Origin of the sequence: Mongoliimonas terrestris (assembly GCF_001927285.1) — a bacterium.
Taxonomy (GTDB): Bacteria; Pseudomonadota; Alphaproteobacteria; order Rhizobiales; family Pleomorphomonadaceae; genus Chthonobacter; species Chthonobacter terrestris.
Genome location: NZ_MSIG01000014.1, coordinates 21,139 through 39,339, shown reverse-complemented (window position 1 = coordinate 39,339; position 18,201 = coordinate 21,139). Strand labels below are relative to the sequence as shown.

Annotated in this window: 14 protein-coding genes; 12 read left to right on the top strand and 2 right to left on the bottom strand. The window is 67.8% G+C overall.

All coding sequences use genetic code 11. From position 1 onward, the window contains the following. Positions 1 to 62: 62 nt before the first annotated feature. Positions 63 to 1,115, top strand: coding sequence for a FecCD family ABC transporter permease (locus tag BUQ68_RS17795; RefSeq protein ID WP_075217360.1), 1,053 nt, complete (start codon positions 63 to 65; stop codon positions 1,113 to 1,115). Between the two features lie 99 nt (positions 1,116 to 1,214). On the opposite strand, the gene BUQ68_RS17790 is transcribed toward BUQ68_RS17795, so the two are convergent. Further along, positions 1,215 to 1,595 (bottom strand): rhodanese-like domain-containing protein, encoded by a 381-nt coding sequence (locus tag BUQ68_RS17790; protein ID WP_075217359.1) that lies wholly within the window; start codon positions 1,593 to 1,595, stop codon positions 1,215 to 1,217. 468 nt (positions 1,596 to 2,063) lie between these two features. Between BUQ68_RS17790 and bcsA the strand changes: the two genes are divergently transcribed. The 6 genes from bcsA to BUQ68_RS17760 all read left to right on the top strand — a co-directional run bounded on the left by bcsA (position 2,064) and on the right by BUQ68_RS17760 (position 12,041). Continuing rightward, positions 2,064 to 4,379, top strand: coding sequence for a UDP-forming cellulose synthase catalytic subunit (gene bcsA, locus BUQ68_RS17785; protein ID WP_083656686.1), 2,316 nt, complete (start codon positions 2,064 to 2,066; stop codon positions 4,377 to 4,379). A 53-nt stretch (positions 4,380 to 4,432) separates the two neighbouring features. Beyond that, the gene (locus tag BUQ68_RS17780; protein WP_075217357.1) at positions 4,433 to 6,862 is read left to right on the top strand and encodes a cellulose biosynthesis cyclic di-GMP-binding regulatory protein BcsB; all 2,430 of its coding nucleotides are present in this window, start codon (positions 4,433 to 4,435) and stop codon (positions 6,860 to 6,862) included. Next, positions 6,862 to 7,941 carry a family 8 glycosyl hydrolase gene (locus BUQ68_RS17775; protein ID WP_175577844.1) on the top strand — a complete coding sequence of 360 codons (1,080 nt, stop codon included), beginning with the start codon at positions 6,862 to 6,864 and terminating at the stop codon, positions 7,939 to 7,941. The genes BUQ68_RS17780 and BUQ68_RS17775 overlap by 1 nt, the downstream gene beginning before the upstream one ends. After that, complete coding sequence (locus BUQ68_RS17770; RefSeq protein ID WP_139315269.1) at positions 7,932 to 9,728, top strand: hypothetical protein; 1,797 nt, start codon at positions 7,932 to 7,934, stop codon at positions 9,726 to 9,728. Before BUQ68_RS17775 ends, BUQ68_RS17770 begins: the two co-directional genes overlap by 10 nt. Positions 9,729 to 10,157: 429 nt before the next feature. Beyond that, complete coding sequence (locus tag BUQ68_RS17765; RefSeq protein ID WP_075217354.1) at positions 10,158 to 11,180, top strand: fatty acid desaturase; 1,023 nt, start codon at positions 10,158 to 10,160, stop codon at positions 11,178 to 11,180. A gap of 6 nt (positions 11,181 to 11,186) precedes the next feature. Continuing rightward, complete coding sequence (locus BUQ68_RS17760; protein ID WP_075217353.1) at positions 11,187 to 12,041, top strand: xylose isomerase; 855 nt, start codon at positions 11,187 to 11,189, stop codon at positions 12,039 to 12,041. 21 nt (positions 12,042 to 12,062) lie between these two features. On the opposite strand, the gene BUQ68_RS17755 is transcribed toward BUQ68_RS17760, so the two are convergent. Beyond that, positions 12,063 to 12,962, bottom strand: coding sequence for a LysR family transcriptional regulator (locus tag BUQ68_RS17755; RefSeq protein ID WP_139315268.1), 900 nt, complete (start codon positions 12,960 to 12,962; stop codon positions 12,063 to 12,065). Between the two features lie 204 nt (positions 12,963 to 13,166). On the opposite strand from BUQ68_RS17755, the gene BUQ68_RS17750 reads away from it, so the two are divergent. From BUQ68_RS17750 to speB, 5 genes are read left to right on the top strand one after another with little or no spacing between them, the layout of a single operon-like run. Then, a complete protein-coding gene (locus tag BUQ68_RS17750) occupies positions 13,167 to 14,285 on the top strand; it encodes an ABC transporter substrate-binding protein (RefSeq protein ID WP_075217351.1) in 1,119 nt (372 codons plus the stop codon). Positions 14,286 to 14,309: 24 nt separating this feature from the next. Continuing rightward, the gene (locus BUQ68_RS17745; protein ID WP_210215658.1) at positions 14,310 to 15,164 is read left to right on the top strand and encodes an ABC transporter permease; all 855 of its coding nucleotides are present in this window, start codon (positions 14,310 to 14,312) and stop codon (positions 15,162 to 15,164) included. Next, on the top strand, positions 15,164 to 15,970 hold the full coding sequence (locus tag BUQ68_RS17740) for an ABC transporter permease (protein WP_075217350.1): 807 nt from the start codon (positions 15,164 to 15,166) through the stop codon (positions 15,968 to 15,970). Before BUQ68_RS17745 ends, BUQ68_RS17740 begins: the two co-directional genes overlap by 1 nt. After that, complete coding sequence (locus tag BUQ68_RS17735; protein WP_075217349.1) at positions 15,967 to 17,067, top strand: ABC transporter ATP-binding protein; 1,101 nt, start codon at positions 15,967 to 15,969, stop codon at positions 17,065 to 17,067. The genes BUQ68_RS17740 and BUQ68_RS17735 overlap by 4 nt, the downstream gene beginning before the upstream one ends. Positions 17,068 to 17,082: 15 nt before the next feature. Next, on the top strand, positions 17,083 to 18,135 hold the full coding sequence (gene speB, locus BUQ68_RS17730; protein ID WP_075217348.1) for an agmatinase: 1,053 nt from the start codon (positions 17,083 to 17,085) through the stop codon (positions 18,133 to 18,135). The last annotated feature ends 66 nt before the right edge of the window (positions 18,136 to 18,201 follow it).

Genomic DNA, 18,201 nt, shown 5'->3' with positions numbered 1-18,201 from the left:
CCGGGTCCTCTCCAACGCGGGAGCGGCCCGGCCAGCCCTCGCCCGCGCCCTGGAAACCCGACATGACCGCCGCCGTCCTTGCCGTCCGCACGACGCTCGTTCTGCACCGCTTTCCGCTGTCGCTTCTCGGCGCGGGTCTCGCTCTCGTGGCTGCCATCGGATTCGCGGTCAGCGTCGGGGCGGTGGCGATCCCTGTCGGCACGGTCTGGGCCATTGCCCTCGACCAGCTCTGGCCGGGCCTCGTTCACGCCGACTGGAGTGCTGGCCGCGCCAACATCGTTTGGGAGATCCGTTTTCCCCGCGCGCTGCTCGCCGCCGTCGTCGGCGCCGGGCTCGCGCTGGTCGGCACCGCGCTCCAGGCGGTGACGCGCAACCCGCTCGCCGATCCGCATCTCCTCGGGGTCTCGTCCGGCGCCTGCTGCGGCGCCATCGTGGCGCTCCTCCACACCGGCCTCTTCCTCGGCCTTGTCACCCTGCCGCTGTTCGCCTTCGCCGGGGCACTCGTGGCGACCGGTCTCGTGCTTGCCCTGACGACGGCCACTGCCGCCCGGTCGGCCGACCGGCTGGTGCTCGTCGGCGTCGCCGTCTCCTTCGTCATCATGGCGGCGGCCAACATCCTGATCTTCCTAGGCGATCCGCGCGCCGCCCACACGGTTGTGTTCTGGATGCTCGGCGGGCTCGGCATGGCCGAATGGAGCCATCTCGCCTGGCCGGTCGGCGCGCTTCTCCTCGGGGGCGGCTGGCTGATGGCGAACGCCCGCCTCCTCACCGCCATGACGGTCGGCGACGAGACCGCCGCCGCGCTCGGCATCGAGGTGGAGCGCTTCCGTCGGGCGGTCTTCGTCGCCACCGCCTTCCTCACCGGCGCCATGGTGGCCTTCTCCGGGGCGATCGGCTTTGTCGGCCTGATGGTGCCCCACGTCGTCCGTCTCGTGGTCGGCGGCTCGGTGGAGCGCATGGTACCCCTCGCCGCCCTCGTCGGCGCGATCTTCCTCGTCCTCGCAGACGCCGCGGCGCGCCTCCTCGCGGCGCCGGAGGACATGCCCATCGGCATCGTCACCGGGGTTGTCGGAGGCCTGTTCTTCCTCGCCATGATGGCGCGGACGCGCCGGTGAAAACGCGCGGTTCCCACCAGCAGGACTTGCCGTGAGGAAGCGCTTCCACCTTGGCCGGCCCGTCGCATCCCGCCGTGCGGCATCCGCCGGGGACGGACCTCAACTCTTCTCGACCTCGATCCCGCAGGACGCGAGTTCGGAAAAGCCGCCGATGTTGTAGACGTCGGAATAGCCCATGTCCTTCAGGACCTTTCCCGACATGGCGGATCGCCCACCCGCGGCGCAGTGCAAGAGGATGGTTCGGTCCTTGCGGAAGGCGGGATCGTGGTAACTGCTCTCAGGATCGGCTCGAAACTCCAGCATGCCTCTGGAGACGTTGAGCGCGCCTTTCAGTTTCCCCGTCTGACGAACCTCATCCGCATCGCGAACGTCCACGACGAGAACATCGTCCGACTGCATGCGTTGAGCGGCCTCCTCCGGGGTCAGCTTGGGTACCACCGCGTTGGCTTCCGTTACATAATCTTTCACTGTCTTTGACATCAGGTGTTCCCTCCCGTTGCGCATTCTCGGACGCCTGTGCTTCAACACATCATATGCACGGATCACAGGCAAATTGGAGCCGAGATCGTCCGTGGCGGCGATATCCGGTCTGTTCGCCACACGATGAGGCCCCGCTCGGGGTCGAGCGCGGCGTAGAGAGTGCGAGCGCGTCGGCGGACGTTGTGGCGGGGATCGGCCGGCCAGGCGCTCGGTAAAGCGGCGATCCGGACGGCCGCAAGCCGTCGATGCAAGCCGCGTTCTCACTTAAGCAGAAAAATAAAATGTTCACTGTTTTTGATAACGGTCAGTTATCACCGCAAGTGCGAAGTATGCAGCACGCGAGCGGACTGCATACGCGGGGCGGCCGACACCGAGCGGGTCATTTCCCGGTGGTAAGCTAGATACCAGCGTGCGCACGGATACTCGCCGAAAACCGGTCCTGCAGATCAGGCAAGGATGAGCGTTTCGATGTCGAGACTTTTGACCTCCGTCGGGGCCATGAGCCTGGTTCTTTTTCTTCTGGTGCTGTCCCTTCCGGTCGGACCGCAAGCCCAGGCGATGCTCGGCGTCGCAGGCCTTGCAGCCATGCTGGTCATCGACAAGGTGGCGCACCGCGGCCCTGGCCGCATCGCCTTCCTTGTCGTGGGCCTCGCGCTCGTCGTCCGCTACATGGTCTGGCGCATGACGGCGACGTTGCCGCCGGCCAGCGATGTAACCAACCATGTCGCGTCGCTGGTGGTTCTGTCGGCCGAACTCTTCTGCTTCCTCACCATGCTGCTCGGCCTGTTCGCGGTCGCCCGCCCGATGGACCGGCCCCGCGCCCGCCAATTGGCACCGGACGAGGCGCCCATGATCGACGTGTTCGTGCCGAGCTACAACGAAAGCCTCGACCTCGTCGCCGCGACTCTGGCGGCCGCCAAGGCGATCCGCTATCCCGCCGACAAACTGAAGGTCCACCTTCTGGATGACGGCGGAACCGACCAGCGTTGCAACTCGCCCGATCCCTTGAAGGCCGCCGCCGCCCGCCAGCGCCGCGAGGACTTCTCCCGCATGGCCGCGGAACTCGGCGTGACCTACCATGCCCGCGCCTACAACGAGCACGCCAAGGCAGGCAACCTCAACGCCGCCCTGATGAAGACGGACGGCGACCTGGTCGTCGTCTTCGACGCGGACCATGCCCCCTCGCGCGAATTCCTCGAGGAGACGGTCGGCCACTTCGCCGATGATCCGCGCCTCTTCCTGGTCCAGACGCCCCACTTCTTCCTGAACCCGGACCCGATCGAGCGCAACCTCGCCACGTTCGCCACCATGCCGTCGGAGAACGAGATGTTCTACGGCATCGTCCAGAAGGGCCTCGACAACTGGAACGCGGCCTTCTTCTGCGGGTCCGCCGCGGTTCTGCGTCGGAGCGCGCTCGAAGAGGTCGGCGGGTTCTCCGGCGTGTCCATCACGGAGGACTGCGAGACCGCCCTGGACCTCCACAGCCGCGGCTGGCGCAGCCTCTACGTCGATCGGCCGATGATCGCCGGTCTGCAGCCGGAGACCTTCGCGTCCTTCATCGGCCAGCGATCCCGCTGGTGCCGCGGCATGATCCAGATCCTCATCCTGAAGAACCCCTTGATGCGGCCGGGTCTCAGCATCGCCCAGCGCATCTGCTACCTGTCCTCGTCGCTGTCCTGGCTCTTCCCGATCCCGCGCGCCATCTTCCTCGTCGCGCCGCTGCTCTTCCTGTTTCTCGACATGCAGATCTATCGAGCGACGATGGAGGAATTCTTCTCCTACACCATGGTCTACATGGCCGCCCTCCTGCTCATGCAGGGCCATCTCTATGGCCGGGTGCGGTGGCCGCTGATCTCGGAACTCTACGAATACGTCCAGTCGGTCCACCTGCTGCCGGCGGTCTGGTCGGTGCTGACCAACCCGCGCAAACCGAAGTTCGACGTGACCGACAAGGGCATCTCGGTGGAGAACGACTATCTGTCCGAACTCTCCACGCCCTACTACGTCATCTTCGCCGTGCTCTTGGCCGCGGTCGGCGTGAGCATTATGCGCTGGTCCGCCGAGCCGGAGGCGCGCGATCTCATCCTGGTCATCGGCCTGTGGAACCTGCTCAACCTGGTGGTGGCCGGTCTTGCCCTCGGCGTCGTTTCCGAGCGGCGCGAACGCCGGCGCATGCCGCGGCTCGCCCAGACGTCCCATCCCGCGGTCATCGCGGTGGAGGGCGTCGCTGTTCCGGCCTTCGTCACGGACGTCTCCGGCGGCGGCCTGAAGCTGCGCCCGGTGGGCGACCGCGCCACCAGGGTCATGCCCGGCCAAAAGGCGACCTTGCGCGTGCGGGTCGAGACGGACGGCGACGAAACCGAGGTGCTCCAGGTGTCGGTGGATGTCGCCAACAGCGGCGTCGACGGAGAGGGCCGCTTCGTCGGCCTCCGCTTCGCCGACCTCTCGCCGGCCCGCTTCCGCCTGATCGCCGCCCTCGTCTACGCGGACATCGATGCCATCCGGACCAGCCGTCTGCACCGACGCGTGCGGCGCTTCCTGCCGATCTTCCTCGTCAAGCTCCTCGGCTGGTCGGCAACGGCGACGGCGCGCGGCGTCTCCTATCTCCTGCGCCATCGCACCGGGGACAAGAAGACCGCCACCGACAAGAGCCTGGCGCCGGCATCGGGCAAACCCGCGGCCGCCGCATCCGCCGCCGCGCCGGCGCCGTTCGACATGACGCTCTTCTCCGACGAGGCAACGGATGCACGGGCATCCGCGCAGGGATTGGCCCCAGCGTCATGAACAGCGCCTCTCGCCCGCCTCTCGATCCGCACGCGAAAAGAGACCACCGCCGCATGCGCTCCATCCTTTCCGTTTCGCTGTCCGCTTGGGTCGGACTGGCCGTCTCCACCGTCACGGCGGCCCACGCGGTGGAGGCCCCTGTCGTCCCGGCTGAAACCCTGGTGCTGACGAGCAATGTCGGCGAGCCGCCGGCCGGTGGCCGGCGTGGGGTGATCCGCCCCTTGCCGGCCGCGCCGGAAAGCCTCGTCCTTCGCGGGGAGTATGATCGGCTCACGCTTCCGATCTATCTCACGCCCTCGGAGGCGGGGACGGTCCAGGCCTTCGGACTGACCCTCGCCGACCGCTCCGTATCGGCGCTGCCGCAGGCCGCAACGCTGACCGTCCTCATCAACGGGCGTGCGATCGCCATCCTGAACGGTGAGGACCTGGTGGTCGGCCAGCCGATGCGCCTGCCGATGCCGGCGGGTCTTGCGGTCGCGGGCTTCAATGCCGTGACGGTGGTGGCGGAAGGGCGCCATCGGGTCGACTGCTCGATCACGGGCACCTTCGAGCTCTGGACCCGGCTCGACGCCGTCCAGACCGGTTTCGTCAGCGAAGTGGCGGCATCCACCACGACCGACCCGCTGGCCCACCTGCCGGCGCTGCTGGAAAGCGCCGGCGCGCCCGGGCATGTCCGCCTGGTGGTACCGGCGGGGGAGGAGCGCCTCCTCCTTGACGCCACGGTGCGCGCCGTCCAGAGCCTCATGCTGGCCGGCTGGTCCTGGTCTCCCCGCGTGGACATCCTCACCGCCCCTACCGGCGACCCGGGTCTGGAGGTCCGTCGCGCCAGCGTTGCCGAAGCCGCCGCCCTGGTGGCGGAGGGTGGCCGCCAGCTGGTGCCCGGCATCGTGGTCAGAACCTCGACCACCATGGCGCGCCGGGTGGAAGTCCTTGTCGTCGGCGACACGCCCGAGGCGATCGACGCCGCCGCCCGCGCGCTGCAGGGGTCCATGCGCGCTCCCGTCGGCTCGGTCGACGGCCTTGCGGCGTTGGCGGACGAAGTGGGGCGCCCCCTCGACGGCGGAGCGAACGTCAGCCTCGGCGACCTTGGCTTCGAGAGCGCGACCGTATCGGGACGCCGCTTCACCGACAGCGTCCGGCTGACCTTGCCGCCCGATGCCTATCTGGCCGGCTACGGCGCGGCCATCCTCCGTCTCGACGGGGGCTATGCCGGTGGTCTGGACACGGACAGCACCTTCACCGTGCACGTCAACGGCCGTGAGGCCGCCACCATCGATCTGGCAGCCCGGGATGGCGGCGTGTTCGAGGATCACGAGGTCAAGCTGCCGCTGACCGTCTTCCATCCGGGCGACAACACGCTCACCTTCGAATCCCGGACGAGCACGCCCGCCGACAGGATCTGCGACCCGACCGCCGCCGACCAGTCGCCGCGCTTCGCGTTAATGGACACCACGCGCCTGGAAATCCCCGCCTTGGCGCACACGGGTGCCTTGCCGGAACTCGGCGGGGTGGTCGGATACGGGTTTCCGCACAGCACGCCCGGTCGCCCGATGGTGATCTACGTGCTGAACCAGGACGCCACGACGCTCGGAATCGGCCTGACCATGGCCATGCGGGCGACCGTCGCGCTCGGCATCGCGGTGCCGCTGGATCTCAGGTTCAGCCAGCCCCGGCCGACGGACCCGGGCGGTCTGGTGGTCGCGCCACGCTCGGCACTGCCTTCCTTCCTGGCGCACCACGCCGATCCGTCGTTCGTCACCGGCGGCAGCGGACCTGCCGACCTCCGGTCGGGCAATCGGGTCTCCCTGGCACCGGCGGTTTCCGAGCCCGCCTCGAGTCCGGTCGCCGACAACCCGTTCAAGACGACCACCGGCCGGTTCGCCGTGCCCGAAGAGGCGGTGGCCGAAACGCCCTCCAGCATCTTCTCGCCGCGTCTTGTGGAGGCGTTCCGGCCCGCCGCCGAGTCCGTCGAACGGTTCGATTTCAAGTCGCTCGTCGCCATCGACTGGCGACCGGTGGCCGACCGCTGGCTGGATCGCGCCGCGGGACGGCGGAGCGCGCCGCCGATGGCGCCGCTTGCATCGGGCGACCTGATCCTCGCGCAGTCCGCCGTTCTGCCCCCGGACGCGCCGGCCTGGACAGCATTCGCCGAGGGCGTTCAGCCGGTTGTCTGGACCGTCATCTCGGCGGAAGACACGCCCTCCATGGAGGCTGGCTTCAATCGCCTCGCCACAAAGGACGACTGGAACGCCATCGGCGGCGCCCGAACGGTCCTTCGCGCCGATGGAGACACGATCGAGACCCGTCCGGCGGTGAAGCCGGTTCTCTTCGGCACCCGACCGCTGGATCTCGGCAATGCCCGGCTCACGCTCGCCGGATGGCTGACCGACGAGGCCGGGCTCTACACCCTGATCGTCCTCGGCCTCGGCGTCCTCCTCGGCTTCATCGGCGCGGCCCTCTCTCGTCCGCGCGTCGAGCGATGATGCGCGCCCTCGTCCCCCTGGTCGCAGCCCTCTTTACGGTGCTGTCACTCGCCCCTGCCCTGGCGGCGCCCAAGGCCGAGCCGACCGTGGCCGCCCTCGCGGACCGCTGGAGCGACTACAAGCGTCGGCATCTCGATCCGAGCGGCCGGCTGGTCGACAATGCGAACCGCGGGATTTCCCATTCCGAGGGCCAGGGCTACGGCCTGGTGCTCGCGGCCTTCCTGAACGATCGGCCTGCCTTCGACGCCATTCGCGCCTTCGCGCGCGCGCACCTCGCCGTCGAGGGCTCGCGCCTCTCCGCCTGGCGCTACGACCCGGCCGCCGATCCGCCGGTCGGCGACCCGAACAACGCCACGGATGGCGATCTTCTCATGGCGTGGGGCCTGGCGCTCGGCGCCGACAAATGGTCGGACGCCTCCCTTCGCGACGAGGCGCGCGCCATCGCCCGGGCGATCTGGGAGGAGGCGACCATCGAGACCCGTTTCGGCCGGGTGCTGCTGCCCGGCCGCATGGGGTTCACCGCCAAGGATCGGCCTGACGGTCCGATCGTGAACCTTTCCTACTGGGTCTTCCCCGCCCTTCGCGCGCTCCAGCCCCTGACGCCGGACCTGGACTGGCGCGGCGTGGAGGACAGCGGCCGGGCTTTGCTCCAGGCGGCCCGCTTCGGTCCGCGGCACCTGCCGACCGATTGGCTGTCGCTGTCCGGCGACAGTCCGCAGCCGGCAAGCGGTTTCAAGCCGGTGTTCGGCTACGAGAGCATCCGCATCCCGCTCTATCTGGCGCTTCTGCCGGATGCGATCGCCTTCGACCTGGCGCCGCTCGACGGCTACCTCTCGCTTGCCGAGACCGCCGGACCCTCGGTCGTCGACGTGGCGACCGGGACGGCCGGCGAACCGCTCGGCGGGAACGGCTACCGGCTCGTCATCGGTCTGGCCCGCTGCATAGCCCCGGGCGACCCTGCCGGGGGAGAGGCCGCATCATCTGCGGCCACGTCGGTGTCGGACGATCTCTACTACCCGGCCACACTGGGTCTTCTCGCCCTCATCGGTCATTCAGAAGGAAACGGCGCATGCCTTTGAAGCGCTTTCTCCTCGGCACCGCGTTCGCCCTCGCGCTTGTTCCGACCGTCAACGCCGAACAGGTGAAGCCGGCCGCCGGCACGGTTCCGCCCCTGGCGCTGTTCGGCCCTCTGCCGCCGCCGCCCGCACCGCCGGTTCAGGTGGACGAGTCGGCGCTTCGCTACTACGCCGCGCAGAACGACGCTGCCCGGATCGCCGCCGAGATCCGGCGCCTGCAGACGGAAAACCCGGGATGGACGCCTCCCGTCGACCTCTACGCGACCGATCGGGCGCCTGACATCGATGTGGGCCCGCTTTGGGCGCTCTATGCGGAGGGCCGCTACGCCGACCTCCACGTCGCCCTCAAGGAGATCCGGACGAACAATCCGGATGCCCCGTTGCCGAACGACCTCCTCGACGCACTGGCGGACGGCGAGACGGTGGCCCGCCTGGTGGCGGCCTCGAACATGGGCAATGACGCCGGCGTGGTGGAAGCGGCCCGCAGCCGCCCGACGCTCCTGTCCTGTGCCCGGATCGACATCGTCTGGAGTGTCGCCGAGGCCTTGGGCCGCCTGGGCGACGTGGAGAAGTCTCTGACCGCCTTCGACTACGCGCTCACGCGCTGCGCCGACGCCCCGCAACGGCTTGCAACCGTCCAGAAGGCGAGCCTGGTGCTGCCGGAGACGGCGGTGGATCGTCTGATCGCCACCGGGGCGACCAACGCCGACGGCACGAACGAGTTTCAGGCCGTGCTCGACGATCGCGTCCGCCGGCGTGTCGCGGCGGTGATCCCGTCCGCCGTGCCGGCCGTCGCCCCGGCCCCGCTCGCCGCCCTGACGACGGGACCGGATCCCCTGGTCGTCGCCCCGCCACAAGCCGCCGCATTCGCCGCGGCGCCGGCCGATCTCGCCCGCCTGGAACTGCTTGCGCGCCAGACCCGCTCGTCGGCGGACGCCGGACTTCTCGGCTGGTATCACTATGCGGCGGCGAACCTCGACGTGGCCGAGACCTGGTTCAGGACGGCGGCCGGCTTTGCCGAAGACCCGAAGGCGATCGAAGGCCTCATCCTCACCTTGCAGCGCAAGGGCGATCAGCGAGCGGCCGAGGACCTTGCCTACCGCGCGCGGGCGCTTTCGCCCGACCTGGCGAAACTCCACGTGGAGGTGACGGCCGCGGCCCTCACCACGATCGGGGCGGCCGCCTATCCGGCCGATCGCCTGGCCGCAATGGAAGAGGCCGTGCGGGCGACGCATTCGGCTTTCGGTGCCGAGGCCCTCGGCTGGTATCGCTACAACACCAAGGACTTCAAGGCCGCCAAACAGTGGTTCGAGCAATCGCTGAGTGTTCTGGAAAGCGAAGGCGCCCATCTCGGCGCCGTGCTCACCGCACAAAGCCTTGGTGAGCGGAGCCGGGCCGCCACGCTCCTGGCCGAACTCGCCCCGCGCTACCCGTCCATCGCCGCCTTGAAGGACAGCGTCGCGAACGCCTCCGTGGCATCCGATGGTGGACAGGTTCGCGTGTGGCTGAACAAGCGGCCGAAGGAGAGCGCCAGCGACACGCGCCAGGCCGTGGCCCTCTACGAGGGCAAGCGCTACCAGGAGGCGATCAGCCTCCTGGAGAAGATCGCCGCGTCCGGCAAGGAAACCCAGGATCTCGCCGTGCTGCGAGGCTGGGCCTACTACAACACCCGCCAGTACTCCAAGGCGCGCGACATCTTCGCCGCCGCCGACGCACGCGGTTCCACATCGGCAACCCGCACGGGTTTGTACTATTCGAAGTCGAAAACGAGAGCGCCGTTTTACAGATAAGGACCAAACAAGCACTGCGACGACGAAAGCGAGCCGCAGGTTAGCGTGACGCGTGACCATGGCTCGAGCGCTTTCCGACCTGACGGAATCGTAAGGTCGACAAGAAATCCCTCCAGATTGAAAAGCCTGGAGCATTCTCCGATCAAGTCGTGCACCTTGATCGGAGAATGCTCTGGCGCGTCCGGGAAGCGCGGCGATGCGGTCAGAGCACCAGGACGGCGTGCTCCGACCGACGCGGCAGATCTTCGGTTATCAGCCGACCGGAAGCCTCGTCAGACTTCCAGCGGCCGCCGTCGGCGAGCGTGCGAGAGATAGTTTCGCCCGCGCTCAACAACCGTTTTGCAGCTTCGCATCGTCGCCGGCTACCGTCCGCCCGATAGTCGTGCCGGGATATCGGGAGCGGCCGGCGTGGCCGGGAAGAGGTGCGACATGGATGAGGTTTTCGCCAGGCGGGACATGATCATGCGGGATACGCTGCGGGATCTCTCCTCGAAATCGGATCTGCGCGGCGCGGTGCAGGTCGTCAGCCACCTCGGCGCGATCCTGTCGACCGGCGTGCTGCTTACCCTGACCTGGGGCAGTTGGTGGGTGGTCCCCGTCTTCATCGTTCACGGGGTGCTCCTCAACTTCCTCTACGCCGGCCAGCACGAGTTCAGCCATGCGACGGTGTTCTCGTCGAAGCTCCTGAACGAGTGGTTCGGGCGCCTGTTCGGATTCGTGCTGCTCTATCCGCGCGACTTCGACCAGATCCAGCACTTCGCGCACCACCGGTTCACCCAGAACTGGGAGAAGGACGGCGAACTCGCGCGCCCGCCCTACGACTTCAAGTCCTACCTGCTCTGGGTGCTGGGTCCGACCTACTGGTACACCCGCATCCGCCGCATCCTGCGCTTCTCGGCGGGCGTCGTCAGCGAGCCCTACATCCCCGAACGCCGCAAGGCGGACGTCATCCGCGAAGGGCGGCTGCACCTTCTCGGCTATGGGGCGATCGCCGCGGTCTCGGTGGCGACCGGAAGCTGGCTCGCGGTGACGCACTGGCTCGCGCCGATGATGGTCACGAAGGTCGTGCACCAGCTTCAGAACACGATCGAGCATCTGGGCCTGCCGCACGTTGACGATATCACGCTCAACACGCGGTCGACGCGCACCAACGGAGTGATGCGCTGGCTGGCGTGGAACATGCAGTACCACACCGCCCACCACGCGTTTCCGGGGGTGCCCTGTTACAATCTCGCCCGCCTTCACCGGTCGATCTTCACCGACCGCGGCCGCAGGCCCGAGGAGATGACCTATCTCGGCTTCCAGTGGAAGGCGATCCGCGCCTTCCTGAGCGGCCGGACCGAAGCGGACTATCCGTCGGACCGGGTCTGGATCAGCGACGACGTGGACCTGGAGCCGGTCGCCCCGGCCGACAATGTCCGCAACCCGCTCGGTCTGAAGCTCGAGGACTGAACCGCCATGGCGACGATCGGCTTCTACCAGTCGCTCTGGGCCACGGAGGACCGTCATCCCGGCCGACCCGAGCGGCCGGTGGGCGAGCGGTTCGACCAGGTGAAGGCGGACGGCTGGAAGGGCATGGCCATCGATCTCGGCGCGCTGTCGCTGGAAGAGGCCCGGGCGTGCATTCCGCACTACGAGCGGACGGGGCTCGCCGGCTTGCTGACCGCCTTTCCGAGGACGATCGAGGAGCTTCGGCCGGCCCTCGCCCTCGGTCGCGCCATCGGAGCGCCCTTCGTGATCGTGGTCGGCCAGGTCATGCCGCTCCGCCTCGCCGACATGATCCCGGTCGCGATGCGCTGGCTCGAGATGGCGGATCGCGAAGGCATGCCGATCCAGTTCGAGACCCATCGCAACTGCCTGACCAACGACCTCTACACAACGCTGCAACTGATCGAGCACATACCCGAGATGCGGCTGTCGGCCGACCTGTCCCACTATGTCGTCGACCGGGAGATGATGCAGCCGATCACGCCGGACTACGAAGCCATGGTCCGGACGATCCTGGAGCGGTCCGGATCGTTCCAGGGCCGGGTCGCCACGCGCAACCAGGTCCAGGTGCCGCTGCATTTCCCGCAGCACCGCATCTGGGTCGAGACCTTCCTCCGCTGGTGGCGGCACGGCCTCTCCGCTTGGAAGGCTCGGGCGGAGGACGGCGACGAGGTGATCTTCCTCAGCGAACTCGGACCCCGCGAATACGCCATCACGGACGCCGACGGCAACGAACTCTCGGACCGCCGCCGCGAAGCGCTCGATCTCCGCGCCATGGTGGAGGAGATCTGGCTCAACTTGGATGCGCCGGCCGCCTCCCTATGATGCGCGTTGGGCGATCCGCCGTCACGCGTCGGCCGGCAAGCCGACGGAACGCGCCTTGAACTCGCCGAGGATCGTCTGCAGCAGACGCTGCGCCGCCGCCGTTTGCCGGGTCGACTTTTTGATGATGGCGTAGAAGGTGTTCGCGGTCCTCATCTCCGGGAGCGGCACCTCGCGAAGCTCCGCGGTCGCGATCCACGGCTCGGCGAACTCCGGCGGCAGGAAGCCGAGGTGCATGCCGCTGAGGACGAGCAGGACGCGCGAGTCGATGCTGTTGGCCCGCCCCGAGATCCGAAAGTTCTCCAGTTTCGCGGCGAAGACGGGATCGTCGATTACGCTCGGCTCGATCAGCGGATAGTCGAACACGCGTTCCGGGTCGAGCGCACCCGGTTCGCTGGCGTAGAGCGGGTGGTCGCGACCGCAGTAGAGGCGGAGCTCCTCGCGGAACAGCGGAAAAGTGACGAGCGTCGCCAGCGGTCGCGGCACCACCGCGATGCCGATGTCGGCCTCTCCCTCCAGAATGCCGCGCTCGACGGCCAGCGAATTCGCCGATTCCAGCTTGAGCTCGACCGCCGGATGGCGCTTGCCGAAGACGGCGAGCGCATTCGACAGGGGTTGGCTGGCGATGGTGACGATGTTGTCGAGGAGCAACATCGAAACCGTCCCGGTCAGCCGTTGCAGGCCGTTGGCAATCCGGTCGCGGAACTTGTCGAGGTCATGGAACAGTTGCAGCGAGGCCAGATAGACGATCTGGCCTTCTTCCGTCAGCGCGAAGCCGCCGCGTCCGCGGACGCACAAGACGGCGCCGAGTCGCTGCTCCAGGTTGGAGATGTCGAGGCTGATCGCCGACTTCGACTTGTTGAGCATGACCTCCGCGGCGGAGAACCCGCCACGTTCGACCACGGTGCGGAACACCCTCAGCAAGCGGATGTCCACCTCGGAGAGATTGCCGCGGAAGCTGCGGCGGATGAGCGCCGGTTCGATCGGTGCCGACAGTTCAGCCTCCGCTCAAGTGAGGATTGGCAAAATTCAATCCGCGCCGCTGCGCCGCATCATCTACGGTCGACAGTAGAAAAACGGAGGGCTGACGGCAAGGGCCGCAGCCTTCAGCGACAGAGGGATCCAGCCATGACCAGCAGGAGACACGACGTACGAAGCCACCGTCGGGACATGGTGGACCTCGCCGGCGAACTGTTCGCCAAGGGCCGGATCGACCGGCGCACCTTTCTTCGCTGTCTGACCGCCCTCGGCGCCGGCGCGATGGTCGCCGGACCGGCCGGCAGAGCCCTCGCCGCGGACAAGACGATCACGGTCGCGAACTTCGGCGGTGATGCGGTGAAGTTCATGGGCGAAGCCTGGGGTGCGCCCTTCACCGCCGCATCCGGCGTGAACGTCGTCTTCGACGGGGCCGGGCCGCTGCCGGGTAACATCAAGAAGATGGTCGACGAGAAGAACGTCATCTGGGACGTGTCCGACGGCGACGGCTTCTACGCCGATCAACTCGGCAAGGCGGGGTATCTGGAACCCATCGACTACTCCGTCGTCAGCAAGGACAAGCTCCACGACTGGATGATCTGGGAGCACGGGGTGGCGAACTACGCCTTCTCCTATGTGCTCGCCTATCGCAAGAGCAAGTACCCGACCCCTCCGACCAGCTGGGCCGACCTGTTCGACACCGAGAAGTTCCCCGGCAAGCGGACCATGTGGAAGTGGCTCGGCGGCGTGCCGGAGGTCTGCATGCTGGGCGCCGGCAAGGCTCGCGATGCCATCTATCCGCCCGACATGGACCTGATCGGCACCCAAGTGAAGGCGCTCGGCGACGATCTGGTGCTCTGGGAAACCGGCGGGCAGAGCCAGCAGCTCTTCCTGGACGGTGAAGTGGACATCGGCGCGATCTGGAACACCCGCGCGTCGGTGCTGGAGCGCGACAGCGGCGGCGATATCGGCTGGATCTGGACGGACCACGTGCTGGCCACCGGCTGTTGGTTGGTGCCCAAGGGCGCGCCGGATGTCGCGACCTCCATGCGCTTCATCGCCTCCTCTCAATCCGCCGAACAGCAGATCATGCTGCTCGAAACACTCGGCAACGGGCCGGCCAATCCGGCCGCCGACGCCCTCCTCACCGCCGAACAGAAGCGGATCAACCCGATGTCGCACCTGGACAAGTCCTTCATCGTCAACACACCGTGGTATGCCGAGCACTACGACGATCTTCTCACCGAGTGGCTCGATCTGATCTCGGCCTGACCGTCCGTGGCGACGATCCAAAGCTTGCAAGCCCGGCGGCCGCCCGGCGGCGCGGTCGCCGGGCTCGGCCGCTACGGCCTGTTCGCCCTGCCGCTTGCGGCAGTGGTGATGGCATTCTACTGCGTGCCGCTGATCGGTGTGCTCGCGCTCAGCGTCACCGACCCAGCACCGGGGTTCGGCAACTACGTCAGGCTCTTCACCGCAGTGGGTCCGAGCCGCGTGTTCGCGACGACGCTGGAGATCTGCGCCATCACCACGCTCATATCGGTCGTCTTCGGCTATGCGACCGCCTACGGGCTGGTGGCGGCCGGCGACCGGCTGAGGATCGTCCTTCTGGCCGCGGTTCTCATGCCCTTCTGGGTCTCCGCGCTGATCCGTGCCTTCTCCTGGATGATCCTTCTGCAGGGCAACGGGATCGTCAACCAGGCGCTGATCGGCATCGGCATCGTGCCGGAACCGCTGCCCCTGCTCCGCAACCAGCTCGGCGTCGTGATCGGCATGGTCCACTATCTGACGCCCTACGCGGTCCTGCCGCTCTACGCCGCCTTCCGGCAGATCGACATGCGGGTGGTGGCTGCCGCTCGCAGCCTCGGCGCTTCGGAACGGCGGACCTTCTTCACCATCCTGCTGCCGATCACCTTGCCTGGGGTTCTGGCTGCCGTTCTGATCGTCTTCGTGTTCTCGCTCGGCTTCTTCGTCACCCCGGCATTGCTCGGAGGCGGTCGGGTGGTCATGCTGTCGGAATATGTCAGCGTCAACGTGCTGCAGACCTTGCGCTGGGGCTTTGCGGCGGCCCAGGCAGCGGTGCTGCTTGCGCTAACCCTCGTCGCGGTCGGGGTTCTGACCCGGCTCGGCGGGGTAGGCCGGGGGCTTGCCTGATGGACGAACACCGTCTTCCCCTCCGCCGGCCCTTTCTCATCGCCGCCGTGCTTGTGTCCGTCTTCCTCGCCCTGCCGCTGTTCGTCACGCTGCCGGTGTCGCTCACACCAACGCGCTACGTCGCGATACCAACCGAAGAGCTGTCGCTTCGGCACTATCGCGAGATCCTCACCAATCCCCTGTGGCTGCGCGCCTTCGCCGACAGCTTCCTCGTCGCGCTGGCGTCCGCGGCCCTTGCGCTGATCCTCGGCACCGGCGGGGCGGTCGGCGTCTGGCGGGCGACGGGCTTTGCGGTCGGAGCCCTCCGCGCGCTCGCCCTGCTGCCGCTGGTCGCGCCGCCAGTCGTGACCGCTCTGGCCCTGTCGCGCGCCTGGGTCACGCTCGGCCTGTTCGACACCGTGCCGGGCGTGATCCTCGCCCATGCGATCGTGTCGATGCCCTTCGTCTTCCTCACCGTGTCGGCCGGCCTCGCCGGTCTCGATCCCCGGATCGAGCAGGCCGCCCGCAGTCTCGGCGCGGGGCCGATGCGGACGGTCGCCAGCGTGCTGCTGCCGAACCTTGTGCCCTCCATGGCGGCCGGCGGCCTCTTCGCTTTCATCATCTCCTGGGACGAGATCGTGGTGACGTTGTTCGTATCCTCCCGCTCGGTCTTCACCCTGCCCCGCCAGATCTGGTCGGGCATCCGCGACAACATCGACCCGGCGGTCGCTGCCGTATCGGTGGTGACGATCGTGATGACGGTCGTGATCGGGACGGCCGCCCTCGCCCTTCGCCGGATCGGCTCAGGCCAGCGGAGCGGCCGATGAGCGGCGCGGCGCTCCAGATATGGGGCCTCACCAAGGACTACGGGTCGACCCGCGTCCTTGACGACGTGACGCTGGACGTCGCCGCCGGCGAGTTCCTGACACTGCTCGGACCCTCCGGTTCGGGCAAGACAACCGTCCTGATGGCGGTCGCGGGCTTCGTTTCGCCAACCCACGGCGACATCTTCTGCGGCGGTCGCTCCATCGCCAACGATCCCGCCGAGAAGCGGGATTTCGGTGTCGTGTTTCAGGGCTACGCACTGTTTCCCCACCTGACGGTCGCCGGCAACGTCGCCTTTCCGCTGAAGGTCCGGGGACTTGGTCGCGCCGAGCGGGACGCCCGCGTCCGCGAAGTGCTCGACCTCGTTCGCCTGGACGGTCTGGCCGATCGCAAGCCGCGAGAGCTGTCCGGCGGCCAGCAGCAGCGCGTGGCGCTTGCCCGGGCGTTGGCCTTCCGGCCGAAGATCCTTCTTCTCGACGAGCCGATGGGGGCGCTCGACCGCAAGCTCAAGGCGGACCTTCAAGGCGAGTTGCGGCGGCTGCACCGGACGCTCGGCACGACCTTCGTCAACGTCACCCACGATCAGGACGAAGCGATGAACCTGTCGGACCGCATCGCCATCATGGACGGCGGCCGACTGATCGAGATCGGGAGCCCTAGCTCGCTTTACGCGCGGCCTCGCACCCGCTTTGCGGCGGGCTTTCTGGGCCGGAACAACATTCTGGAAGGTCAGGTCGTTGCGATCGAGGATGGCGCGGCGATGATCGACGTCGGAAGCGGGATCCTTCGCCACGCTCTCGATCCCAGCGACCGACTCGCTGTGGGTGAAGCGGCGACCGTGGCGCTACGCCCGGAGCGGATCGAGATCCGACCGATGCGGCCGGGCATCGACACCGGCCTTGACGGCACTATCATCGACATCGTGACCGGAGGGGCGACGGTCGAGGTGTTGGCGGCAGTTTCCGACGGCCGAACGCTGTGGGCCACCTTGCCCTTCCACGGCTTCGACGCCGCGCTCGGCCGTGGAACGCCGATTGCGCTCTCCTGGACGCCGGATGCCACGGTGGCGATCGGCGGTCGTTCCGACGGATCGCCTTGAAAGGATAGAACAACCATGGCCGACGATCATCTGCAGGCTCTGCGCGCCCGCTTCGGCGGCGACGCCGAATCCGTGATCCACGATCCGCATTTCGCCGCCGTGGCGGGCCGGGTCATCGACCGGACGACGGGCAAGCGCATCGCCCCCTATGCGGGCTTTCCGACGCTCCTCGACGCGCCGGCGCGCGTGATCGACTGGTCGGCTCCCGATTTCGGCGGGCTCGACGTCGCCCTTCTCGGTATGCCGATGGACCTCGGCATCACCAACCGCAACGGCTGCCGCTTCGGGCCACGGGCGTTACGCGGCATCGAGCGTGTCGGACCCTACAACCACGCCCTGAAGGTCGCACCCGTGTTCGAGATGGCGGTCGCGGACGTCGGCGACGTCCCGTTCCGCAGCCGCTACGACCTCTCCGGATCTCACGACGACATCGAGCGGGCGGTCGCCGCGATCATTGGCCAGAATGTGATTCCGCTGTCGGTTGGCGGCGACCATTCGATCTCGCTGCCCATCCTGCGGGCCATCGGCGCGAAACACGGGCCCGTGGCCATGGTCCACATCGACGCGCACTGCGACACGAGCGGCCCGTTCGAGGGCTGCCGCTTTCACCACGGCGGACCGTTCCGCCAGGCGGTTCTGGAGGGTGCGCTCGATCCGCGGCACACCATCCAGATCGGGATCCGCGGCTCCTCGGAATTCCTGTGGGAGTTTTCCTACGCGTCGGGCATGACGGTGATCCATGCCGAGGAGATCGGCCGGATCGGCCTCGACGGCATCGTGGAAGCGGCGCGGGTCGCCGTGGGCGATCGCCCGGTCTACGTGTCCTTCGACATCGACAGCCTGGATCCCGCCTTCGCGCCCGGCACCGGCACACCGGAAATCGGCGGTCTGACGACTCGCGAAGCGCAAACCATCCTGCGCGGTCTCGCGGGCCTTCCGATCATCGGCGGCGACGTGGTCGAAGTTGCCCCGCAATACGACGCCACGACGAACACCGCCCACGCGGGGGCTCAGATCCTCTTCGAGATCCTGTCTTTGCTGGCCGTCAACGCCTCACCCAGCAGATGAGGCAATTCCCCTAGAGCATTGTCCGACCAAGTTGAAAGACTTGGTCGATGAGACAATGCTCCAGGA